Source organism: Nostoc sp. C057, assembly GCF_013393925.1.
Lineage (GTDB): Bacteria > Cyanobacteriota > Cyanobacteriia > Cyanobacteriales > Nostocaceae > Nostoc > Nostoc muscorum_A.
In genome coordinates this window covers 6,540,332-6,564,622 of record NZ_CP040281.1, presented here as the reverse complement: position 1 = coordinate 6,564,622, position 24,291 = coordinate 6,540,332, and the positions used below count along the sequence as shown (strand labels likewise).

The following is a 24,291-nucleotide window of genomic DNA, read 5'->3' as shown; positions in this document are numbered from 1 at the left end:
TAATTCAATGTATCGTTAACCAACGCTAGCGGGCAACCTTGCCTCCAGGTCTTGGAACAACGGTGTACTCAGATACCTCTCACCAAAGCTGGGCTGAATCATCACAATTAAACGCCCTTTGTTTTCTTCACGTTGAGCAACGCAAATTGCTGCACATAAAGCGGCTCCACTGGAAATGCCAGATAGTAGCCCTTCTTCTTTTGCCAAACGCCGACTATAAGCGATCGCTTCGTCATCGGTGATGGTAATCACTTCATCTATCAATTTTATCTTGAGAACTTGGGGAATAAACCCAGCGCCAATTCCTTGGATTTTGTGTGGCCCTGGCTGTCCCCCAGATAAAACTGGGCTATTGGCTGGTTCAACTGCGATCGCTTTAGAACTAGGTTTGCGTGCTTTAATCACTTCTGCTACCCCAGTGATCGTACCACCAGTGCCCACACCCGCCACAACTATATCTACTTGTCCATCAGTATCTTCCCAAATTTCAAGAGCTGTAGTTTCCCGATGCACTTTTGCATTAGCTGGATTGCGGAACTGCTGCAACATATAGGTATTTGGCGTACTATTAACTATTTGCTGCGCTCGTCTAATTGCCCCACTCATGCCTTCCATACCTGGCGTTAGTTCCAGTTCTGCTCCATAAGCCCGCAACATTGCCCGACGCTCACCACTCATGGTCTCTGGCATTGTCAAAATTAATCGATAACCCTTAGCTGCTGCTGTCATTGCTAGGGCAATTCCTGTGTTTCCAGAAGTGGGTTCTACTAATATTGTCTTCTCAGGAGTAATCAGTCCCTCCTCTTCGGCGGCGTTAATCATGCTGACCCCAATCCGGTCTTTGACTGATGCCGATGGGTTGAGACTTTCCAGTTTCACCAAAATTTCCGCAACACATCCTTCTGTTTGAGGAATGCGGTTCAACCGAACTAGGGGGGTACGACCAACAAGTTCTGTAATGTTACGAGCAATTCGCATAATTATAGTCCTTAGTCCTTAGTCATTTGTCATTTGTCATTTGTTATTGCTTTAGAAGCAGAGCATCAGCTTTTGATTAAATAATTTTGATTTTCCTTGCGGCTTTAGTAGCTTTTTCTCTAGCCTCTTGGATATTCAGACCCTTGGCTAAAGCTACTCCCATTCGTCGATATGGATGAGCATTAGGTTTACCAAATAATCTAATATCGACATCTTTTTCTGACAAAGCATCGGCTACACCTGTAAAACCAATAGAATCAGATTTTTCCGAAGCTAAAATTACCGCACTAGCTGAGGCTCCTAGCTGTTCTATATGAGGAATTGGCAAACCTAAAATTGCTCTTAGATGTAGTTCAAATTCATTGAGATTTTGTGAGATTAATGTCACCATTCCCGTATCGTGCGGTCTGGGAGAAAGTTCGGAAAAAATCACTTCATCTTTGGTAATGAAAAATTCAACGCCAAAAATTCCGGCTCCTCCTAAAGCATCAGTAACTTTTATTGCTATTTCTTGAGATTTTAATATCTTATCTTCAGAAATTAGTGCGGGTTGCCACGATTCTTGATAATCTCCTCGTTCTTGGCGATGACCAATCGGAGGACAGAAAATAGTCGGTGCATTCCACTGTTTAATTGTTAATAATGTTATCTCGATTTCAAAATTAATAAATTCTTCTACGATGACCTTTTGACTGTCTCCTCTAGAATTTGCGATCGCATAATTCCAAGCTTTCTCAACTTCACTCTTATCCTGCACTACAGACTGACCTTTACCAGAGGATGACATCACAGGTTTAACAACATTACTAAACCCAATTTCATCAGAAACTGTAATCAATTCTTCTAGGGTTGTTGCATAACCATATTTAGCCGTTCTGATGCCCAATTGTTGATGCGCCAGTTCCCTAATTCTATCGCGGTTCATTGTATAGTTAGTGGCAGCCGCAGTTGGTATAACTGTAATCCCTCGCTGCTCAAATTCGATCAGTTTTTCTGTTCTAATAGCTTCAATTTCTGGTATGATAATATTTGGCTGGTGCTTTGTCACTACAGCTTCTAAATCATCAGCACTGAGCATAGAAATCACTTCAGATGCATCAGCAACTTGCATAGCGGGAGCATTGGGATAGCGGTCAACGGCAATCACATAATTACCAAGACGTTGAGCCGCGATCGCAAATTCTTTCCCTAGTTCTCCTGAACCTAGCAGCATCAATTTTTGGGGCAACTTAATATTCATCAACTTATCCAGACCAATCCCGATCAAATAATCTTATAATTTTTTGTGTTTCAATTAACGTCTTTTCAGGAGTTAAATCTAGCCCCGCGCAGTTGTAAATCTTGACGTTGTAGCAGAGTTAAACCAGTACCTAGACCCAGGTGACACTTATCTACTAGAGTCTCTAACCAAATAGTCTCATCCAAAGTTGCACCTCGCAAATCTGCATTTCTCAAATCGGCTTTCATTAAATTTGCAAATAAGAGGTCTGCATTGACTAAACTACTACCTTGTAGATTTGCTCCAGACAAATTTCCTCGGATGAAGTTTACATCATCTAAAATTAAGCCAGATAAATCTGCTCCTATTAGATTTGGAAATTTTAGCTGACTTGGATATTTAAAAAACCGCATCATACAGATGATATTTGCTTCATTTAGGCGGATTTTAGTTAAAAACTCATAACGAGCAATTCCCAGTTGCTTAAGAATTTGTAGACGCTGTAGGGGACTTTGTTCTAAAAACTGGATGGCTGTATGGCGTAGGTCTTGAGTCGGCAGATTTAGCATCATTGTCAGGTTATTACTATACTTGTGCTAATTAAAAGTTTAACCTTAATACAAGAACCCCGACTTCTCACAGAAATCGGGGCTCTCATGTATAAAAAGTTACTTATTGTCCTGCTAACAATGCTTTCGTAGCAGATTCACCTGCTAATCTTACCTGCGTTGTCAACTGGAAATTTAACAATGCTAAAACACTCAACTGAGCCAGGAATGCCATAAAAATTGTTGTCACCCCAGAATATTGGATCGCTGACCACGGAAAGGGTGAAAACAGCCATACAGTAGGATGTTTCCACGAGGAGATGCCAAGAAATTCTAGAATCATCGGTGGTAAGAACGTTACCGTACCTATAGTACCTATTGCCCAGAAAGAACGTTTGGGAGTTTTCAGCAAAAGTATTAATTGGGCAATGGTAGCGTAAATCATGATTATGCTGATAGACAAAGCTACAGATGAAAGTACTTTTAACCTGTTAAAATTGTCACCCGCCCCATTATGGCTATAGTCCGTATCGAAAACAGATGTAATTGAAATCCAGACTAGCAAAGGGATAGTAACAATTGCCAGATTAATAGCGATCGCTACAAGTGCAGGGCTTTTTTCAGCCCAGATTAGATCCCGCCAAACACTCTTGCGGCTAGAAGCTTCTTGATGTCGATATCTTGCCCAATCTTGTACATCTTGACGATGAGGGGAAATAATGGCAATCAAACTGAAAAGTAACCCCAAGTTGTATATTGCCAGAAAAACTAAATTTTGCCCAACCTGTTCATAAAAGTTGGAATTATTGTTCCAAGATTGTAAGGTAAAGCCCCACATCATTACCTGACAAAAAGCTACTAATACATAACTTTGTCCCTTGCTAATAATTGAGGCTTGAGGATTACGGAATGAACGTTTCAGAGCTTGTAAGATTCCGTAACTGCACACTCCCAAATTTAATAAATGTAAACCAACAATACTAACAACATTTGTCCCTAATGGTAAATAGAAAAACTCTAAGTTTTTCAGTTGAGAACCATTGTATACACGTAACAAGTTAGGAAACAGATAATTTATTGTATCCCAAGGAGCGAAAAGCCTTATCCAAGCAGTTGAATTATTTAAAATGTTGCTAGAAGACGATGATGCAAACCCCATTACTGTGAACAAGAAAAGCAGTACTGCACCACTACCTAACCAAGGCTGAAAACCGCTAAACAAACGACTAATTAAACCAAATAGCAATGCGGAACTGTAGAAGAAAATACAGCTAGCAACAAGAATAGCGTAGTAACTCAAAATGTAACTAAAGGCAATTTCGGCAGAACGTCCAGCCAACAGATGTAAGGGAACTGCAACTAAGATGACGAGATAAACTAAACTCGGAACTCCTAGTAATTTTCCAGTTAATATACTAGTTTCTGATTGAGGGCTAAGACGGATGAAATTCAATGTACCGCGACTTTCTTCTTTGGCTAAATCGTTGATTAATAAATAAGTTCCTGCGACTAATAGTGTAAATACAAAAATTACACTCAAAGTCAGGAATATATATTCCCAATGATCTCGCCACCACAACTGCCAATCAATTTGATTTTGGGGACAAATATTCTTTGTGAGTAAATCATTTAAGTTAGGAATTTGATATTGATCTGATTGCTGGTAAGTTTGGTTTTGTTGCCGTTGATATACTTGACTTAAACGACAATATGTGTTTGTTAGTGAGTATTGATCGTCAGGAAACTCGCGTAACTGATATAAAAAAACTACCAGTTGCAGTAGTAAGGATGTTGCAACTGCGATCGCAACATTAAAAAATTTCAGCCTTCCTTTGAGTTCCCGCAATAGTTGCGGATTCCAATCGCCGATTTTGTCTATAAAATTGGGCATCATCAGAAAAAATTCTCCAAAAATGGGGAGTTATATTTGTTGGCAAATTAAGATGCTTGTTTGTGACCTAATTTTAAGAAAATAGTTTCTAAGTCTTCTTGGGTGCAGTGAAAATCAGTCAGAGGAATATCTGCTTTAATGAGCGATCGCAACAACTCAGCACTATCTTCTTCTTTACCCGAAAAATTTACCCGCACGCTGTTTTTTCCTGATATCACCTCCCACTCTTCTACTAAATGATGATGTTTCAATTCCCTTAAAAGTGTCTCCAGGTTCCCCAGAGTGGATATCACAATTTGCTGGTGCGAAAGACGTTGGTAAAGTTGCTGTAGGGAAGTACTTTCTACCAAGAAGCCAAGTTCCATAATTCCCACAGATGTACACAGTTCCGCTAAATCACTGAGAACATGGGAAGAAATAATTACAGTCATCCCAGCTTCTTGCAAAGCTTTAATGATTTCGCGGAAGTGCATCCTGGCGATGGGGTCAAGCCCAGAAACAGGCTCATCTAGTAGTAGTAAAATCGGTTCGTGGATAATGGTTCGCGCTAAACTTAAGCGCTGTTTCATCCCCCGCGACAGAGTAGAAATCTGGCTATTGCGTTTATTTCCAAGTTGGATGAGTTCTAAAACTTCATGTAGACGTTGAGTGCGGCGCGGTTCTCGCAAGCGATAGAGACGCGCAAAATAATCTAGGTAATCCCAGACTGTCAAATCCTCATATAGTGGGTAGTCATCGGGTAAGTAGCCTAGACGACGCTTAAGTTTGGGATTACTCTTGTCACGGAGTAGGCGATCGCCATTAATATAAATCTCACCCGTAGTTGGTTCTTCAGCAGTTGCCAACATGCGGATGAGAGTTGTTTTACCTGCGCCATTGGGCCCAATCAGTCCATATACTTCCCCCGCCTGGATTTCTAAATCCACATCATTGACAGCAACGTGTCGGTCAAATTGCTTAGTTAGTCCACGGGTGCAAATTGCTAATTCTTTTACCATTGCTGCTGGGGTGCGGCTTGTAATTAACACTTAACGTAACCTCTTTCTACAACTTCTGTCAGGCTTGTTTCGGAAATTGAAACTGACTCTCAGGAAATTGGCGACATAAAAAAGTAGGTAAGGCATAAACCTTAACTACTTATTAATTCTTATTCTGCTATTTAGGAAAACTTTGCAAATACAATCTTGACTTTTTGCTCTAGTATCAAGTTATTTCGGATAGTGGTGGGATGACGTTATTAATTCCATGAGCAGATGAACCGCTAATTGCATAACGGTATTCGGGAACTGGATATCCAGCTTCGCTAAAGGTTTCACGGATAGCTTTATTAGTGTCGAAATAAACTTGCCAGTAATGATCGTTATTGCAATAAGGACGTACTGCTAGTACAGGCCCTGCAAAGTTGAAATCCTGAATTTCTACATCCGGCGCTGGATTTTCGAGGACATTAGGAATTTGGCTAATTTTCGCTTTTAAAAGTGCGATCGCTTCGTTATGTTTCACATCATGATGGATTTGAGCCACCAAATCAACCCGACGGTAAGGATTGGCGGAATAATTCTGGATATTATCAGCAAAGATTTTATTATTGGCAACAATCGTCAAGACGTTATCAGGTGTATTAATACCAGTTGTGAACAGTCCAAGTTCTGTAACAGTGCCTGTGACACCTCCAGCTGTGATGAAATCACCAACTTTGAAGGGTCGAAAAACAATTAAAAATGCGCCTGCTGCAAAGTTTGCCAGTAGTCCTCCCCATGCTGCACCAATTGCAATGCCAGCTGCTGCTAACAATGCGGCAAAGGAAGTTGTTTCAACCCCAAAGAAGCCGAGAATTGCCACAATTAGAACAATTTTCAGCGTTACACCAATGATATTCAGAAGATAGTTAATTAGTGTCGGGTCAATTTGTTGGCTTCGGAAAGCACGTCGTACTAGCTTCAATGCAAAATCAATCAAGCGTTGAGCAATCAGCCATATAAGAATTGCGCCTAAAACTTTAAGTCCAAACAGAGTTAACAGTTGAAGGGCAACTTGACCTATTTGATTAAAATTCATAAACCAGTTTTGTGTTTGCGTTTAATAACATAAAAACATACAACTAATTTCAACAAAAAATTCCTATAGATAGTTTTTTTTAATTTTTAGATTCTATAGCTGAGTTTTTGAGAGAAGTTCTCATACTTGCTGAGTATCGAAATATTTGCCAGATTAATTTCCCGACTCGCAAATAAATTAACAACTCCATTGGTACACTTGCTCGGTATGATATTTAATCTGCAAGCATTTACCCAATAACAACCAGCTATGACCCAGAACTACCGCATTACTCTACTCCCCGGCGATGGCATTGGCCCTGAAATTATGGCAGTGGCGGTAGATGTGCTGAAAGTCGTAGGGAAGCAATTTGATCTGAAGTTTGAATTCCAAGAAGCACTTATCGGTGGTGCAGCAATTGATGCTACAGGCGAACCTCTACCATCTGCCACTCTAGAAACTTGCCGTAACAGTGATGCTGTATTACTTGCAGCAATTGGTGGTTACAAGTGGGATTCTCTGCCATCCAATTTACGCCCAGAAGCAGGTTTGTTAGGGCTACGCGCAGGTTTGGGCTTATTTGCCAATTTGCGCCCAGCGAAAATTTTGCCCCAGCTAATCGATGCCTCGACTTTGAAACGCGAAGTTGTAGAAGGGGTGGATATTATGGTGGTGCGTGAACTCACTGGTGGAATTTACTTCGGTAAACCTAAAGGGATTTTTGCTACAGAAACCGGTGAGAAACGCGGTGTAAATACAATGGTTTACAGCGAATCGGAAATTGAACGTATTGGGCGGGTGGCCTTTGAAGCAGCCCGAAAACGCGGTGGAAAACTTTGTTCGGTGGATAAGGCAAACGTATTAGAAGTATCTCAGTTGTGGCGCGATCGCATCACCCAACTTTCTGAGGAGTATCCAGATATCGAACTCTCTCATTTATATGTAGATAATGCTGCTATGCAGTTAGTACGCGCTCCCAAACAGTTCGACACCATTGTTACAGGCAATTTGTTTGGCGATATTCTCTCTGATGCTGCTGCCATGCTCACGGGTAGTATTGGGATGTTACCCTCAGCGAGTTTGGGTGCTTCTGGGCCTGGTGTATTTGAACCAGTTCATGGTTCCGCCCCAGATATTGCAGGACAGGATAAGGCCAATCCTCTAGCACAGGTTTTGAGTGCAGCGATGATGCTACGCTACGCCTTAGATCAACCAAAAGCGGCAGATCATATCGAACAAGCTGTATTGCAAGTTTTAGAACAAGGCGATCGCACTGGGGATATAATTTCTCCAGGAAAAAACCTCCTGGGTTGCCGCGCTATGGGAGACTCACTCATTAAGGCTCTTGAACAAAAATAATTTTAAAGTGCAACCTGGCCAATTTGGCAACCTTTGCCATAAGTTTCGGGTAGACTAAAGGGAAATCTAGCAATCAAATAACAGTCGATAGTGTACGCATTACGACAGAATCCAGTAAATTTCACCGCCCCAAAGAACCAATCGCCTTTGATTGATCCTGCTGTAATCAGAGCTGCTGGGCAGATATACTATACTCACTGTGAAGTTCATCCCGAAATCGCGGGTCAACCTTCCGGTGTAGCAATTAATCGTGTTAATCATCGAGGTAAGGTTATTTTTACTAACCAACCAGTTCTTTTACCTCAAGAGTGTTTTGTACCCTTAAGTCAAATTGAATCACATATCTATTAGTCATTGGTCATTAGTTATTAGTCATTAGTCATTGGTCATTAGTCATTGGTCATTAGTCATTAGTTCTCGACAAAGGACTAATGACAAAAGACAAAAGATAAACGACAAATGACACAGAACTAATGACAAAGGACTAATGACTATATGGACATTTTGTTCGCTATTTCAGCGAGTGTAATGGTCTTTGCTTTGGGTGCATCTATTGGCAGTTTTCTCAACGTTATTGTTTATCGGCTACCTGCTGGATTGTCAATTCTTTGGCCGCCTTCTCGTTGTCCTAAATGCTTAAACCAGCTAAAAGCTTACGACAATGTACCAGTATTTGGCTGGATTTCATTAAGAGGGCGGTGTCGATATTGCAAAAGCAAAATTTCTGTCCGTTATCCCGTGGTAGAAGGGGTGACGGGCATAATTTTTTTAGCGGTTTTTTTAGTATTTCAAGTTTCGACTTTCACAATAGGCTATTGGGCTTTTTGTAGTTGGTTATTGGCACTATCGCTGATTGACCTGGATACAATGACCTTACCTAATCCACTTACTCAGTCTGGTTTAGTGGTAGGAATTTTATTCCAAATGGTGGTTGGTTATCTACCAGAAGGAAGTTCTGTGGCATTGGTAAATCACCTTATGATGGCCATAGTAGGTGCAGTCTTGGGCTTATGGCTATTTAATGCGATCGCCCTATTGGGTTCAATTGCCTTTGGGAAAACTGCAATGGGCGCGGGTGATGCTAAGTTAGCAGCCATGATGGGAGCCTGGTTAGGCTGGAAATATTTGCTCTTAGCTAGTTTTATTGCCTGTGCGCTGGGAGCCTTAATTGGCAGTGGTCTTATTATGCATAAACGGATACTCTTAGGTCGAAGCAAGCTACGCGCAGCGTCTGGTAGAGGAGCCGCTAATGAAGAGACATCGACACACAGGTTAGGACAAAAGATGCCTTTTGGCCCTTTTCTCGCTTTAGGATCTCTGATTACCCTGTTTAGTGGCGAAGCAATTTTGTCTACCTATCTGCGGTTATTTTTTCCAGCGTCTTGAATTGCAGTCGCGAGTATGGAGAGAAGGGGGATAAGGGGAGTAACCCATATCGAATGCCCTTTCATAAGAAAAATTTATAATTCGTGACTGTAACCAACATTACCCCATCGCCCCTTCATATTTTGATAATATTCTGCTTGTGACTTGTATTACCCTCTTGATGACGATTAACCGTTAGCAAGCACAACTATTGCAACAGATGCCGATCGTTCATAACCTAGCAATACGAATCACTGATTTGGGTGGGAGAGGAAGAGCATCTTATTTGGAGGTTGGTATTCTCATGGCTTTGTCAGTACGTCAATATAATTAAGTCTGCTGAAAATAAAGAGCAGGAGACTTGTATTGGTATAAGTATTTTCGTTAAGCTGGCAACCAAAGATGAAAATTAAGGTCTGAATTGCTTAAAAGCGTAGTTTGACGATGTAGTAATTAGTCATTAGTAAAAAAAAATGACTCGTGACTAAGGACAACCCAATACGGTTTGATATGTTTTCGACCTCATACCCACTTAAAATAAAATAAAAAATGGCTAACAACGAAGAATCACGTGGTTTAAAGTCTCTATTTGATTGGTTTGCAAATCGACGGAAATCAGGATCTACCAGCCTTGAACGACAAGAACGTGAAATTGCTGATGGTTTATGGCATAAATGTTCTAAGTGCAGTGTCTTGGCATATACAAAAGACCTGAAAGCTAATCAGATGGTTTGTGCCGAATGCGGTCATCACAATCGGGTAGACAGCGATGAGCGCATTCGCCAATTGATAGATAATAATACCTGGAAACCTCTAGACGAGCATTTGCGTCCAACTGATCCGCTAGAATTTCGCGATCGCAAACTCTACAGCGATCGCCTGCGGGAAACACAAGATAAAATTGGCTTAATAGACGCAGTTCACACTGGTTTAGGTCAAATCAATGGTTTGCCCATTGCCCTTGGGGTTATGGATTTCCGCTTCATGGGTGGTAGTATGGGTTCGGTTGTGGGAGAAAAACTCACCCGGATGATTGAGCAAGCCACTCAACGGCGGTATCCTGTAGTGATCGTTTGCACCTCCGGCGGCGCGAGAATGCAAGAAGGAATGCTTTCCCTGATGCAGATGGCGAAAATCTCCGCAGCCCTACAGCGTCATAAAGACGCGCGACTATTATATATTCCCGTTTTGACCAATCCCACAACGGGCGGCGTTACCGCAAGTTTTGCAATGTTGGGCGATATTATTTTGGCAGAACCCAAGGCAACCATTGGTTTTGCCGGTCGGCGAGTGATTGAGCAAACCCTACGAGAAAAACTCCCCGAAAATTTTCAGACTGCTGAAGATTTGCTCCAGCATGGTTTTGTTGATGATATCGTACCCCGTACTCAATTAAAGACCACCCTAGCCCAGCTAATTGCTCTACACCAGCCTGTACTAACACCACCTCACATGGTGTTGTGGGAAACAATGTCCTTAACTTCTACCGCCGCAGAATAGAACGTGGGGAATGGGGAATTGGGAAGAGGACAAGGGGACAAGGAGAATTGGGGACAAGGGGAAAGACTTGTTTCAAGTTCTCACCTCTTGTCCCCTTGTCCCCTTGTCCCCTGCTCCCTGCTCCCCTGCCCCCTGCTCCCTTATCCTCTCATCGGCTCTTTGACAAAAATGAGTGGAACAAGTGCTGCTAGTCGAAATAGACTAGAGAGGGCAAACAACCCTAGCAAGCCTCCAAACTGAGCAAATTGGACGATGAAGCTGCCTATAGTTGCGCCTAAAGCACCACTCCCTCCAGCAACGGCAGCTGCGATCGCAAAATAGATAGACTGATTTTTAATTGGTGCGATCGCCAATTGTATATTGTTACTACACAAATCAATCGCCGCCCAAGTACCTCCAGCCAAGATATGTAACAGAGGTAGCCACAACCAGATATCAAGGTGATTGGCACCAATTCCTAGCCATAGTAGTGGTGTGGCTGCAACCAAAATTCCAATACAGATGAGGATGGGACGATTGCCTATCTTGTCTGCTAATTTTCCCCACAAAATAAGCATTAACAAAGTTGCCCCGGCCTGAAGGCTGTTGTAGATAGTCACGTAACTGACATCCAAATCCAGCGTGTCTAGCATATAGAGGTTGAAAAAAGGAGCGCTGAGGTTCACAGCAAGATTCCAGAAGCTGAAATACAGCAAAAATCTTAAAAAGTTAGAGTTTTTCCAAACACTATTAGTTAATTGGTTTTGTATTGATTGAGTGACTTCAGAATATTCATCTTTTGCAACCTCTGGCTGAATCTCACCTGTTTGAGTTAACTTGTCATAATAAGTATTTTGCGATCGCGGATTCATATCCACTTGGAAATACTGACACCCCAATCCCGCAATTCCCAACACAATGCTTATTAGCAGAATCACCCCATAGCCTTGCAGTGTTCCACCATACCAATGTGATACAGCTAGACCAGCCATTGGTACGCAAACCAAATTAGTGAGGTTAGCAGCACTATTGCGTGTCCCAAAATACCTGCCTCGCAATCGTCGGGGAACTATCATTGCAACCCAACTTAGCCACGATGCGGTTCCTAGTCCTCCCAAAAGATTGCTGAATAGGACAATCAAAAGTGTCAATATCACTAATTGGTGAGTATTGATTGCTTCTAAACTTACGCCTACAATACCAATTACTAGAGCCAGCCATAGCAGCCGACCAATTCCGTGTGTCCGAAGAGAATATTGAAAGCGGCTCGTGCTACGTTCAGACAAGTAAGCACCCAACGGCTGAATCAGATTGACCAACATGGGGATAGAGCAAAGCATCCCAAATACTACTGGACTAGCACCCAGTTCCACCAAGAAATTGCTGAGTAAAATTCCGCCAGTTCCAAGAGAGTAAACTGCTGCTAAGACAGAATCCGCAGTGGAGGCTTTTAAACTTGTGCGAATCGCATCCTTGGGAATTCGAGAGGTTGGAGAAAGTGCTGTTGGTGGTAAAGAAATCTGGGGAATTTCCAGAGCCAGTGGTGCAGTTGTTTCAACCTGAACAAAATCCATAATGTATGTTTATGAGTAAAGCATCCTGATATAAATCCGGTTGTCGAAGAACTCAGTATGCTTTTATCGAAATAGAATTCAGGAGTCAGGAGCCAGAATTCAGAATGAATTTTGATAGCGCAGCGATAGCGAGTCTACGAGCGTCACGAAAGAGTGGATAGCACAGCATTAGCGAGTCCGCGATAGCGGGGCGTTTAGCCCATTCTGACTTCTGAATTCTGACTTCTGAATTCTTCTTTAATAGCATTTTTAATAAGTTTTCGTTATTCTAGCTTGCAATTTTCAACAAAAATTTTAGATAAGTAAAATATCACTCCTTAACAACAGAAGGTACAAGTGATCAAAAAAAGACTATTTAATTTTTTGGGATTGGTAATGGCGATCGCGATCGCTATTATTGCTTGTCAAAGTCTACAATTGCCAAGCAAACCCTTAGCATCTAACGCAGTTAGTATCAAACTTAGTGGCTGGGGAGGTTCTCCTGTTGAGCAAAAACTCTTGAGACAGGTATTGCGAGAGTTTGAGGTACAACATCCAACTATTAAGGTCAAATATGAGGTAATTTCCGACCAATACATGGATGTAATTAAAACTCGTTTAGTTGGGGAAGCTGCGCCAGATGTCTTTTATCTCGATGCGCTAGAAGCTCCTTTCTTGATGAGTCAGAATGTCCTAGAACCATTAGAAAGTTACATTACCCCCGAATTTGACCTAACGGATTTTGAAGATACCCTACTCGATAGTTTCAAATATCAAAATCATATTTATGGTCTTCCCAAAGACTATTCCACCCTTGCCCTGTTTTATAACAAAAAAGCATTTGCTGCCGCCGGGTTGAGTAATCCGCCAGCTACTTGGGATGAATTACGTAACTACTCGAAACAATTGACAGGCAAACTTAACAAATACGGCTTTGGGGAAATTCCCGAATTGGCACGTCAGGCTTATAAAATCAAAGCCTTTGGTGGGCAACTCATCGATCAAAATGGTTATGCTACCTTTGCCAGTGAAGCAGGTTTAAAGGGTTTAGAGTTAGTAGTAGACCAGTATCAAAAAGACCGTTCCTCTGCCCAAAAATCTGATGTAGGGACAAACTCAGGTAGTGAAATGTTTGGTCAGAGTAAAGTGGCAATGGTGATTGAGGGTAATTGGGCAATTCCTTACTTAACTGAAACCTTTCCCCAAGTAGAGTTTGCGACTGCACCAGTGCCTACGATTAATGGCAAAAAAGGCACGATGGTTTTTACAGTTGCTTACGTGATGAATAATCTTGCACAGCACAAAGCCGAAGCCTGGGAGTTGATTTCTTATCTCACAGGTAAAGAAGGAATGCAGAAGTGGACAGGAACAGGGTTTGCTTTGCCAACACGTAAATCAGTGGCAAAGAATTTGGGCTATGACCAAGATGCACTGCGATCGCCATTAGTGGCGGGAGTGGATTATGCTACACCGTGGCAGGTGGGGAAATATCCAGGTGCGATCGTCAATAACTTTGAGAACCAGTTTGTCAGCGCCTTGTTGGGGCAACAACCATTAAAGCAGGCGATGATGAAGGCACAGAATGAAGCTAATCAGCAAATTAAGGCGATGGAGTAATGCATAGCAAGTTTTTTCTACTCGTAACGAATCAAAATCAGACTTCTTGCAGAAATTAGAAATCTGGGGATCTGAATGAGCAATGACTTAAAATCGGGATTAATAACTCTATCTCAACCGAAGATACATAATGAAGCAAACAAAACAACTTGCAAAAAATTGACTTAAAATTGTAAATGTTAGTTAACAATAGTAAATAACTATGCATCCCCTATTAAACGTTGATATTTCCCAATTAAGCGTATCCGAACGAATACAACTTGCAGAGGATTTATGGGATAGCATTCTGACTGATACTAATGCAGTAATTCTGAGCGAAGAGCAAAAACAAGAATTGGATAGACGTTTAGAAACACATCGTCAAAACCCAAATCACGGTTCAACCTGGGAAGAGGTTAAGCAAAGACTGGGTTTTTCTCAATGATTTATCAGTTAATTATTAGCCCAGAAGCAGAGCTTGATATCCAAGATGGTTTTGAATGGTACGAGCAACGTACTTCTGGATTAGGTTCAGAATTTGTACGTGCTGTCGATAGCAGTTTGGCATTAATCGGACGCAACCCTTTAGCTTATCCTCAAGTTTATCGACAAGTACGACGAGTTTTAATACGTAGATTTCCTTATGGAGTGATGTATATTGTGGAAGAAAATGTAATTACTATTATCGCCTGCTTTCACGTCAAACGTGACCCTAAACAATGGCAGAATAGAAATATTTGAAAGTCTGCCGATCGCTCAATAAAACCATACACAATAAAAAGCGATCGCTTTCTTAAACCAGAGACTTAACTCAATTCAGGTTCAAGCGATCGCCACAACCGGACGCAGGGTGATTTTTTACGATCAATTAGGGTGTAGAAATAGCGATCGCCATTTTTATTGAGCTATTGCTAATACAAATCCCATTCTAATTTCAGAGTTTCTAGCTTAGGATTCTTCACACTCATTCTTTTACACTCTTCCATAAATTCCTTGACTTGTTCTTGGTTAAGACTTAAACCACCATCTTGTAGATTATTGATGTAATTAATCACATCTGAAGTTGTTAAAGCTGAACTTATTTCTTCTAGAAGAATAGCATTTCTAACTTCTCGACAAACTAACTCGATATCTGATGACGTAAACTTCATACTTTTCTCTGCCAGCATTTCAAAGTTAACTAGCTGATTCATATCAATTTTTGACAGGTAGTGTATGAATAGTTCTATTCTTTCTGTTTGAGACGGTGGAAAGATAGGAATCTTCCAATCCAATCTACCAGAACGTTTCAAAGCACTATCAATACCACTCAAATAATTAGTAGCAGCTATTACAATCACGTCACTATTTTGAAGATTATTTAGTTCTATGAGCAATTGATTAATAGTTGCTTTTTGGTCTGTGTGGGCGTTGTCTTCATTACGATTAAACCCAATACTGTCTAACTCATCAATAAATAAAACTGAAGGAGCTTTTTTCTTAGCTTGAGCAAAAATATCTCGAATATTTTTTTGACTTTGACCTATCCAAACACTGACAATATCAGCAGGAGAGAATTTAAAGAAATATCTGCCAGACTCATTAGCAAAAGCATTTGCCAGTAGAGTTTTACCGCATCCAGGTAATCCATAGAAAAGAATTCCACCAATTGAACCCTTGTGTCCCTTAGATTGCAGCTTGAGAAGTTTATCTAGTTTGTCTTTTTCTTCGTTTAGTCCTTTTACTTGGCTAAAGTCAAGCTTAAATTCTTTAACGCGGTTAGTAACTGGATATGCCTGTAATAAACTAGGTTTTTTAACCCCATACTCAAAAGATGGATATTCAATAGAATCAAATGAGACTGGGACTAATTGGTGTTTTTCATAATCAGGAGCCATGATTACAACTTGGAAGCGATCGCCATAATATCCAGATAACTTATATTCTAAGATTTCCTTAGCTTTTTTTAGTTGGTAATAGTTGCGGGCAATCTCAAAACCGGGAATTACCAACCAAAGACTTTCTAGCTTATTTGGCCATACTTTTGATTTCCTCAAAACTCTTTTCAGGGGATCTAAGAAGAGATTGTTATCCTGAAATTCTTGGTATTTGAGAGTTTCTATCTCAACTACTACCTGATTTTTTACATAGACTTCTATAATTTCACTTTGATACTCTTCATAATCATCTGATGTATCTTCATCTGGTGTTTCTTCATCCTTAGAAGTCAACTCAACTTCACAGCCAATATTAGACAATTCATATCCTAGATTTTCTAAGGTTTTAATAGCAAAATACTTGAGATAGATATATTCTTTACTTTCTTGCTGCCATTTCAGACTGTAAAAATGTTCGGGTTTTATCTTTAAAAATAACTGTGATTCAGCCTGTATCTGAGCTTTTTGCAAATCTACAAAATAATCTCGCAAAGATACATCATCTTCCTCTATTTGATAATATGGAAGTTCTAGCAATAGACGAAAATGAGCATATACTTCTTCTTTATGCTCAAGAGAGGCTTCATTTGGGTATTTACATCTGAGAGTAAAAGTAAAAGGAATTTTACTGGCAACTCTATCTACCAAGTATCCTAAAGCATCTTCTTGCTGATGAGCTTGGATTTCTAATACTGATGGACAATGAAATAAAATAAAAAACTGTTCAGAATTATATTTATTGGCAGATAGAGATATCTGTTCAAACTGCTGATCGAATTTTTCGGAATCAAGCAACTCTAAACCAGTATTGCCAAGTATAATACTGGTCATAGTTGCTCGATGAAACTGAAAAATATTAGCATCAGAAATGGAACTCTCCTGTTCATCGTCACAATCTTTATCTGAGGCAAGACTTGTAGGAATTTTTCTAGTGGCAGATTTTGGAGTACTAGTATATCCTCCGTATTGATATTTTCTAATTAATTCATAATTAAAAATTTTGACAACAATATCAGAGAAGAAATCTTCTACTTGTGGAATTAAAAAAATACCTACTGGCTGATGAGAATCTAAACATGCTTGGAATCGTTCATATTCTTGTTCTGAGCCAAAATCAAACAAGTAGTAGAAAAAATCATGTTTGACTGAGATTGCCTCTTGTAGTTTGACTGAAATTGATTCAGATTCAGCTACTTTATTGATTGCTTCTACACCTTTAATAGAAATAGCAATTTTTGTATCTAGCGGAATATACAAATCCAAGCAAGGATTTGCACAAAGTCCCAATTCATCAAGAGCAGTATTAAAATTATCTATGAATGATTGACTTCTACGCTGGTAGCCAAACTGTTCTATGATAGTTTTTACCCGTAGGCTTTTTTGAGTTTTATCAGTTCTCTGGAGTTCACTTTTAATCGAACGTAAGTAGGCTGTATATGACATTTTGTATCCTCTTGCTTGAGTCGGGTTAATTAGCATCCCCAAGGAAGCTAGATATATAGTTCCCTAAATTACATAAGCAGCTAACTCATACAACTGATATCTCGTAAATCGCCGTTTTGCGTCTAGGCTTTCCAAAAATAGAAACTTAATTTAATTACAGGAGTAGGATCAATAATCATGCACAACCCATCGCTACAGCCGGGTTAGTTCTTGATTTCTCACAAGTGAGAAATCAAGGAGTGTGGGAGGTGTGGGAGGTGTGGGAGGTGTGGGAGGATGGGGAAGAAATCTGACCTCGCACACTCCCCACACTCCCCTTCGTGAGAAATCCGGGTAGTGCGGGATTAAACGGAGGTTCTGTAGTGCTTGCAATCAACAGGCGGCGGAGTAACCCCAGGTGGAATATCACAGAAAACTTGGCTGGGTATATGTTCATGATGCCCACCATTCTAGTTTTGGGGACTTTTGTAGTCTTACCCATTCTCTACGCCGTTTTTCTTTCCTTGCAAAAAGTCCGACTTCTCGGCGGTATTGAGTACGAGTTCATCGGTTTTCGGAACTTCACACGATTAGCTGAAGATGAAAGGGTTTGGATTGCTTTAAGAAACACAGCACAATACGTAGCCATTGTTGTGCCAACTCAAACAGTCTTAGCTTTAATTCTGGCGGTAACTCTGAATTCTGGGATTCGCGGTAAAAACTGGTGGCGCATCCTCTACTTTTTGCCCACAGTCACCTCTTCAGCAGTGCTGACGCTGATCTTTATGTGGATTTATAACACTGATGGGCTACTAAATGATTTTCTTGCTTTTGTAGGGCTACCTACTTATAACTGGTTGGGCGATCCAGATGTTGCGCTCAAAGGCATTATGATCATGAACATTTGGTCAACTGCGCCGTTTTTCATGGTGATTTATCTGGCCGCCTTGCAAGATATACCCCAAACACTTTATGAGGCGGCGGAACTCGATGGCGCAAATGGGTGGCAGCAATTTATCCACGTTACTCTTCCCTTGCTTAAGCCTGTAACCTTCTTTGTGGTAGCTGTGGGGGTGATTGGGACTTTTCAACTTTTTGACCAGTCTTACATCTTTTCTGGGGGTACTGGCGGCCCAAATAACGCTACCTTAACTGTGGTGCTGCTAATTTACCAAGCTGTGTTTCGCAATTTACAAATGGGATATGCAGCTGCGATCGCATTTTTGTTAGCAGCTGCGATCGTTGCCATCACTTTGATTCAACGGCGACTTTTTGGAGGCGAACGGATTTGACTAAAATCTCTGGCTTAAAAGTCTTGCTATACGTCTTGCTGACACTCTATGCGATCGTTACCCTAATTCCCTTTCTCTGGGCGCTTTCAGCATCATTTAAGCCGCTAACAGAGATTGTCAGTGGTGAACCCAACTTTCTCCCCAAGAATTTTACTCTTGACAACTACAGACAAATCTTTCTCCAAGAACCGTTATTTTGGCGCTGGTTGTTCAACAGTGTGGTAATTGCCGTCAGCGTTACGTTTTTAAACTTGTTGTTAAATTCAATGGCTGGTTATGCCTTGTCAAGACTGCGTTTTGTGGGTAAGCGCTTTTGGTTCTTTCTAATCTTGGCTGTGCTGGCAGTACCAGCGCAAATCACCCTAATTCCGACATTTTTGATTTTAAAAGCGATCGGCTGGCTGAATTCTTATCAAGGCATGATTGTGCCTAGCATGGTGAATGCCACTTTTATCTTTATGATGAGGCAATTTTTTGTTAATTTTCCTAAAGAACTAGAAGAAGCGGCTCAACTCGATGGCTTAAATACCTTTGGAATTTTCCGACATATTGTCTTACCTCTAGCAAAACCAGCACTAGCAGCACAAGCAGTTTTTGTATTTATGGGAAGTTGGAATAATTTTTTACTGCCGATAGTTATCCTGTTTGACCCAGAAATGTTTACCCTCCCTTTGGGGCTGAATACCTTCAAAGGCCAATACATTAGCTATTGGAACTACATTATGGCAGCTTCTATGGTTTTTACCCTGCCAGCTTTAGGTATTTACGCCTTTTTTAATCGTTACTTTATTCAAAGCGTTACCTTCACTGGGGGAAAAGGTTAAACCCCATTCCCAATGCCCTTCAGGAGTGCTGAGTAGTAAGTGCTGAGTGCTGAGTGGGGAATCTTACTTGTTTACTGAGATTTACTCAGAACTCGAAACTCGGAACTCGGAACTGTTTTGCCCCATTCCCCATTCCCCAAACAGTATTTTGGGCAACAAATTGCACTCCTAACGTGATATTGGTATTACAGCGACTCAATCTCTATCTATCAGTTAACAAGCATTATGGGTTTTGCAGACCTATCGATCGCAGAGATAGCAGCCGACTACAGTATACCTGTAGAAAAAGTGTTTTCTCTGTGCAACCAACTGGGAATCGCCTACAAACACCAAAAGACCCGTTTGGCGTTAGAAGATGCAAAGGCAATTATTTCCCAAATATCGTTTGAAACACACCCAAAAGGTACTAGCGACTTGGTGGGTGATGACGAGGACACCTAACGGGTGATCTTGGGCTTTAGCTAATCATTGATAGCTAATGACAAAAAACAATGAGTCATTAGCAATTAGCAGCTTGGAGATTGAGAACCGCTTTCTTAGCTGTGTTGAGCGTCAAAAATTTTAAGGGGAAACATGTTTAGAAGACTAATTGGCGTTGTTGTGGCCACTGTTTTACTCTCGTTTCAGTTGCTTGTCGGTAGCGCGACAGCAGTGGAACTAGACAAAGCTACCCGAACAGTGCCATTAAATGCTCAGGGTGAGACCACCGTACTTAGCCTGAAACAAGTAAAAGAAGGCAAACGCTTATTTAATTACGCTTGTGCCCAATGTCATGCTGGGGGAGTTACCAAGACAAACCAGAACGTTGGACTTACTCCAGACGATCTGGCACTGGCAACACCCAACCGTAATAACATTGAAGGCTTGGTGGATTATCTCAAAAATCCTACTACTTACGATGGGGAAGAAGAGATTTCCGAAATCCACCCCAGTATCAAGAGTGCAGATATTTTCACAGCAATGCGAAATCTGACGGATGAAGACTTGGAAGCGATCGCTGGTCATATTCTCATACAACCCAAAATCGTTGGCACTAAGTGGGGAGGCGGAAAAATCTATTACTAAATCCTGGAACTGAGTCATTGGGAATAGGGCATTGGGAATAGGGCATTGGGCATTGGGCATTGGGAAGAGGACTTGGGGACAAGGAGAATTGGGGACAAGGGGAAAGACTTGTTTCAAGTTCTCACCTCTTGTCCCCTTTTCCCCCTTGCTCCCTGCTCCCTTCCCCATTCCCCATTCCCTACTGATTTCACAGCTTTTTGCAATAAATTGCTCCCCATTTATTAAAAAAAAATTGTATCTATGACAGATTGTCATATTTGGTGTTGATTTTATTTAAAATGAGAAAGGAAAAAAAATTGTTTGTTAGGAGAGAGCCATGAAATTGATTTCGGCAAGCTTGCGACGCTTTAGTTTAGCTGTGTTGACAATCATTTTAGTTGTTAGTAGTTTTGCAGTTTTTACTCCCAGCGCTTCTGCTGAAACCTACCAGGTGAAATTGGGTAGCGATAAAGGACTACTAGCATTTGAACCGAAAAACTTGACAATTAAACCAGGTGACACAATTGAATGGGTGAACAATAAAGTTCCTCCCCACAACGTTGTGTTTGACTCTGCCAAAAACCCTGCAAAGGATGCCGCTTTAGCAAAATCTCTTTCTCATAAGACTTTGCTGATGAGTGCTGGTAAAAAGGAAACAACCACTTTCCCCGCAGACGCACCTGCTGGTGACTACACCTTCTATTGCGAACCTCACCGTGGTGCTGGCATGGTTGGTAAAATTACTGTCCAAGGCTAGAAACATCCTCGTTGACAGAAGATGATTTCTCTGTATGAAATTACCTCATAGCAACACGCCACGCTCCTAGAGTGACGCACACAATGGATAAATGGCGGTAACGAGTCTTATCGTCCCCTAAAACGCTAAACAATCTGTAGCGATTGAGGGATGAATTCGTTACCGCCAATTTTGATCAAATTTGACTTAATCAGGGATTAATCACGTTTATACTCTTGCTGGAGGCTTGTTGCGAGGAAATTCTCTTGAGAATACTTTTATTAATCTTAATGATAGCGATCGCTCTATTCAAATTGACATTCATTAGTCCAGCACTAGCTGCCGAAACATCCAACGGTGCTAAAATTTTCGAGGCTAACTGCGCTTCTTGCCATATAGGTGGCGGTAATATCCTTATTAGCCAGAAAACCTTGAAAAAGGAAGCATTGTCAAAATACCTAGAAAATTATGATAGCGACTCAATCGAGGCGATTATCCACCAAGTCCAAAATGGTAAAAATGCCATGCCTGCCTTTAAAGGAAAGTTAAGTGCTGAAGAGATATTGGAGGTAGCTGCTTACGTTTTTCAGAATGCAGAACAAGGCTGGTAAGCTAGCTCTCAACTGTATGGAATATAGATCACTCTTAGAGGATGTTTGAAAAGTCCTCTTCTTGGTAGCAAAACATTCTAGATCCCCCTAAATCCCCCTTAAAAAGCAGGGCTGATTCATTCCATTTCAAACAGGATTTGTCAAGATGGTTAGCAAGAAAATTGTAAGTAAGTGTGACGAAGAGATGAACATTTAAGCACTGAAATATCAGTAAAATAGTTGGTTTCATCGGCACGCCAGTAACAAAATAACTAATTTTTAATCGCTAGAACCCTTGATTTTTAAAGCTCTTTGGGGAATGAATCAGCCCTGCTTTTTTAAGGGGGGTTAGGGGGGATCTAAAAGTGTCTAAAGTCACAGCGAAATACTTTTCAAACAACCTCTTAGGGGCACAGCAATACTCATACGTGTCAACTTAGAACCAAAGTGAATAAAACTCGCGGCTACACAAACTTAGCTACAGGAAGCAGACTAAAGAAAATTTGAAACCCACGGAGGTGGGTTTTATTTGTATAGATGCGGTTTATAACCACCCCTTTACCTAGTTTTTAATCCCAAATCACCAGCAAGTGATTATTTTTCTGGATTAGACTTGTCTCTGTTTTCCTTGACTTCACGCAACCGTTCTACTAGTTTTTTATCGGATTCAGTAGAGGGTGTAGCCTGAACCTTATTGACTCTCGGTAGCACTAAGGGTTTCGAAGTATTAGCTGCCGATGAAGGTGTGAGGTTATTTCTGATTTGCAATTCAGATAATGGTTTGGGGGTAGCTGCAGGTGTTAAGACAGGCTGATTGCCATTTACTCCCGGTGCAGCTAATGGTTTAAGAATACTTGTTGATGAAGGCGATATCTGGTTATTTCTGATTCGCAGATCGGGAAATGGTTTAGAAGTAGCTGCTGGTAAAGGGGTAAGCTGATTGTTATTGATGCCAGGTGTAGATAATGGAGTAGTCCCACTGCTGTTGCTAGTACTGTTTTGGAAATCTAGGTTAAATGGATAGGAACTGATCCGTTTATCTCCCTTGGGGGATTGCTTGTTGAAGTATTCCCTAGCTTTTAATTGCAATTCCGGGGAAACTAGCTTGTCTTGAAACTTGATATCTAGAACTTTACCATCAGGGTCTACCACTAATACACCCAAAACAGAGCCTTGAAGATTTGGCTTATCTGTGGGTAATGTTTGGCGGATGACTGGTTTTTGTTCTGCGTTGGGGTATTGTTGCTGAACTTCTTTTCTCAGGTTTGCGTATGAATCTAGCTGTGCGATCGCCAACTCAGTCCCTTTTCGAGATAAATCAGGTGCTTGTGACGTGGTTCCTCTAATTAGGGTTAAGCTATCCCCAGCCCTTGGAGCTTGTTTTAAAGAATTTATGAGCTGGTTTTGAGCCATAGGCTTAGACGCGTTATTAACCGGCTGCGTTATTTGCGGAGCGATATTTCCCTGTACTGGTGTAATAGGGTTAGTGTTAGACAGGTTCTGAGATTGAGCATTTTGCAGAATATCATTAGGTATTTGCTGCGACTGCAATATCGGCAACCTATTTACATCTAACGGCTTAGATGCCTCGTATTTGGTATCAGTGACATTTACACGAGGAACTGATGGAGTAAATTTGGGGCTGCTATTGAATTTAGAGTTGTCAAATTTAGAAGCATCAAATCGCAAATTATCACTAGGAATCATCCGCAAAGACTGTCTTGTAGGCAATGAGGAGACTCGATAGTTATTCGATGATGGGGGTAGCGGAGGCAGTACTAGCTGGCTGCCGGATGGCGGTGCTACCAATGGGGACAATCCAGCTTGGGTGCTAAAGTTAGACGCAGAAAGTGGCGCTATTGGAGGAAGTTGTTGTAAACCAATTTTGGGGGTACTTTCTGGTAAACGACTTTGATCCGCTTGGCTCAATTCCAAAAGCCCGACGCTTTTTGATGATGCTGTATCTTTGGGTTTGCTAGAATCCATAGGCATCAATGGCACAATCATAGCGATCGCACCGTGGATGCCAAGAGAAGCTATAGCTGCTATCCCAATTGGCTGGCTTAACAGTTCTGGTATATTTTTAAACAAGGAGACGTAAGACATAGTTGTTATCGTTCACTCGGCTCAGTTGCAGTTGACTAACGATTTTCTCTTCCCGACTATATTGCAAAATATCGCAATACATGCATCCCTCTAAGGAAATAATAATTTCCGCTCATGGCAACGAAAACGCCAAAATTGCCATTTATTCAGGTTTGTAATTGTTTAATAACGCTGGTTCATATCTTCAAATTTAAGCTTGCTAAAGAGATATTTGAAAAATTACTACTTTTGATTTGTTATTTTTATGACGCACACAATTAAAATTAATATCTGGGATATTTATTAAAGTTTAAGTCAAGATACAAGTCTGAGTACATCAAAACATCTGCTGAAGTC

General features: G+C 41.0%; 22 protein-coding genes. 13 read left to right on the top strand and 9 right to left on the bottom strand.

Going from position 1 to position 24,291, the window contains the following annotated elements:
* Nucleotides 1-15 precede the first annotated feature (15 nt).
* From cysK to FD724_RS27970, 6 genes are all read right to left on the bottom strand, one after another.
* Nucleotides 16-978, bottom strand: a complete 963-nt coding sequence (gene cysK, locus FD724_RS27995) for a cysteine synthase A (RefSeq protein ID WP_179074855.1) — start codon at nt 976-978, stop codon at nt 16-18.
* Nucleotides 979-1,054: 76 nt separating this feature from the next.
* The gene (purT, locus tag FD724_RS27990) at nt 1,055-2,218 is read right to left on the bottom strand and encodes a formate-dependent phosphoribosylglycinamide formyltransferase (protein ID WP_179074854.1); all 1,164 of its coding nucleotides are present in this window, start codon (nt 2,216-2,218) and stop codon (nt 1,055-1,057) included.
* 65 nt (nt 2,219-2,283) lie between these two features.
* Nucleotides 2,284-2,766 (bottom strand): pentapeptide repeat-containing protein, encoded by a 483-nt coding sequence (locus FD724_RS27985; RefSeq protein WP_163935504.1) that lies wholly within the window; start codon nt 2,764-2,766, stop codon nt 2,284-2,286.
* 103 nt (nt 2,767-2,869) lie between these two features.
* The gene (locus FD724_RS27980) at nt 2,870-4,639 is read right to left on the bottom strand and encodes an ABC transporter permease subunit (RefSeq protein WP_179074853.1); all 1,770 of its coding nucleotides are present in this window, start codon (nt 4,637-4,639) and stop codon (nt 2,870-2,872) included.
* Between the two features lie 44 nt (nt 4,640-4,683).
* The gene (locus FD724_RS27975; RefSeq protein WP_179075646.1) at nt 4,684-5,634 is read right to left on the bottom strand and encodes an ABC transporter ATP-binding protein; all 951 of its coding nucleotides are present in this window, start codon (nt 5,632-5,634) and stop codon (nt 4,684-4,686) included.
* A gap of 205 nt (nt 5,635-5,839) precedes the next feature.
* A complete protein-coding gene (locus FD724_RS27970; RefSeq protein WP_179074852.1) occupies nt 5,840-6,694 on the bottom strand; it encodes a mechanosensitive ion channel family protein in 855 nt (284 codons plus the stop codon).
* Between the two features lie 249 nt (nt 6,695-6,943).
* Here FD724_RS27970 and leuB point away from each other — a divergent pair, with 249 nt between their 5' ends.
* The 4 genes from leuB (at nt 6,944) to accD (ending at nt 10,897) form a co-directional block, all read left to right on the top strand.
* Nucleotides 6,944-8,032, top strand: a complete 1,089-nt coding sequence (leuB, locus tag FD724_RS27965; RefSeq protein WP_179074851.1) for a 3-isopropylmalate dehydrogenase — start codon at nt 6,944-6,946, stop codon at nt 8,030-8,032.
* Between the two features lie 90 nt (nt 8,033-8,122).
* Entirely contained in the window at nt 8,123-8,383 is a 261-nt protein-coding gene (locus FD724_RS27960) for a hypothetical protein (protein ID WP_012409327.1), read from the top strand.
* Nucleotides 8,384-8,527: 144 nt separating this feature from the next.
* Nucleotides 8,528-9,418 carry an A24 family peptidase gene (locus tag FD724_RS27955; protein ID WP_179074850.1) on the top strand — a complete coding sequence of 297 codons (891 nt, stop codon included), beginning with the start codon at nt 8,528-8,530 and terminating at the stop codon, nt 9,416-9,418.
* Between the two features lie 528 nt (nt 9,419-9,946).
* Complete coding sequence (gene accD / locus FD724_RS27950) at nt 9,947-10,897, top strand: acetyl-CoA carboxylase, carboxyltransferase subunit beta (RefSeq protein ID WP_114083749.1); 951 nt, start codon at nt 9,947-9,949, stop codon at nt 10,895-10,897.
* Nucleotides 10,898-11,037: 140 nt separating this feature from the next.
* On the opposite strand, the gene FD724_RS27945 is transcribed toward accD, so the two are convergent.
* Complete coding sequence (locus tag FD724_RS27945) at nt 11,038-12,450, bottom strand: MFS transporter (protein WP_179074849.1); 1,413 nt, start codon at nt 12,448-12,450, stop codon at nt 11,038-11,040.
* Between the two features lie 375 nt (nt 12,451-12,825).
* On the opposite strand from FD724_RS27945, the gene FD724_RS27940 reads away from it, so the two are divergent.
* The 3 genes from FD724_RS27940 to FD724_RS27930 all read left to right on the top strand — a co-directional run bounded on the left by FD724_RS27940 (nt 12,826) and on the right by FD724_RS27930 (nt 14,766).
* On the top strand, nt 12,826-14,046 hold the full coding sequence (locus tag FD724_RS27940) for an ABC transporter substrate-binding protein (protein ID WP_179075645.1): 1,221 nt from the start codon (nt 12,826-12,828) through the stop codon (nt 14,044-14,046).
* Nucleotides 14,047-14,248: 202 nt separating this feature from the next.
* Complete coding sequence (locus tag FD724_RS27935) at nt 14,249-14,470, top strand: addiction module protein (RefSeq protein WP_179074848.1); 222 nt, start codon at nt 14,249-14,251, stop codon at nt 14,468-14,470.
* The gene (locus FD724_RS27930; protein WP_179074847.1) at nt 14,467-14,766 is read left to right on the top strand and encodes a type II toxin-antitoxin system RelE/ParE family toxin; all 300 of its coding nucleotides are present in this window, start codon (nt 14,467-14,469) and stop codon (nt 14,764-14,766) included. The genes FD724_RS27935 and FD724_RS27930 overlap by 4 nt, the downstream gene beginning before the upstream one ends.
* Nucleotides 14,767-14,936: 170 nt before the next feature.
* Here the strand turns inward: FD724_RS27930 and FD724_RS27925 are convergent, their stop codons facing one another.
* Nucleotides 14,937-17,204: a 26S protease regulatory subunit gene (locus FD724_RS27925; protein WP_256874374.1), complete on the bottom strand. Its 2,268-nt coding sequence runs from the start codon at nt 17,202-17,204 to the stop codon at nt 14,937-14,939.
* Nucleotides 17,205-17,746: 542 nt separating this feature from the next.
* Here FD724_RS27925 and FD724_RS27920 point away from each other — a divergent pair.
* The 6 genes from FD724_RS27920 to petJ all read left to right on the top strand — a co-directional run bounded on the left by FD724_RS27920 (nt 17,747) and on the right by petJ (nt 21,870).
* Nucleotides 17,747-18,655 carry a carbohydrate ABC transporter permease gene (locus FD724_RS27920; protein ID WP_179074845.1) on the top strand — a complete coding sequence of 303 codons (909 nt, stop codon included), beginning with the start codon at nt 17,747-17,749 and terminating at the stop codon, nt 18,653-18,655.
* Nucleotides 18,652-19,479 (top strand): carbohydrate ABC transporter permease, encoded by an 828-nt coding sequence (locus FD724_RS27915; protein ID WP_179074844.1) that lies wholly within the window; start codon nt 18,652-18,654, stop codon nt 19,477-19,479. The genes FD724_RS27920 and FD724_RS27915 overlap by 4 nt, the downstream gene beginning before the upstream one ends.
* A 225-nt stretch (nt 19,480-19,704) precedes the next feature.
* Nucleotides 19,705-19,920, top strand: a complete 216-nt coding sequence (locus FD724_RS27910; RefSeq protein ID WP_012409317.1) for a hypothetical protein — start codon at nt 19,705-19,707, stop codon at nt 19,918-19,920.
* 132 nt (nt 19,921-20,052) lie between these two features.
* A complete protein-coding gene (gene psbV, locus FD724_RS27905; protein ID WP_114083743.1) occupies nt 20,053-20,544 on the top strand; it encodes a photosystem II cytochrome c-550 in 492 nt (163 codons plus the stop codon).
* Between the two features lie 316 nt (nt 20,545-20,860).
* Entirely contained in the window at nt 20,861-21,280 is a 420-nt protein-coding gene (gene petE / locus FD724_RS27900; protein ID WP_179074843.1) for a plastocyanin, read from the top strand.
* 245 nt (nt 21,281-21,525) lie between these two features.
* Nucleotides 21,526-21,870 (top strand): cytochrome c6 PetJ, encoded by a 345-nt coding sequence (gene petJ / locus FD724_RS27895; RefSeq protein WP_179074842.1) that lies wholly within the window; start codon nt 21,526-21,528, stop codon nt 21,868-21,870.
* 573 nt (nt 21,871-22,443) lie between these two features.
* Here the strand turns inward: petJ and FD724_RS27890 are convergent.
* On the bottom strand, nt 22,444-23,955 hold the full coding sequence (locus FD724_RS27890; RefSeq protein ID WP_179074841.1) for a hypothetical protein: 1,512 nt from the start codon (nt 23,953-23,955) through the stop codon (nt 22,444-22,446).
* Nucleotides 23,956-24,291 lie beyond the last annotated feature (336 nt).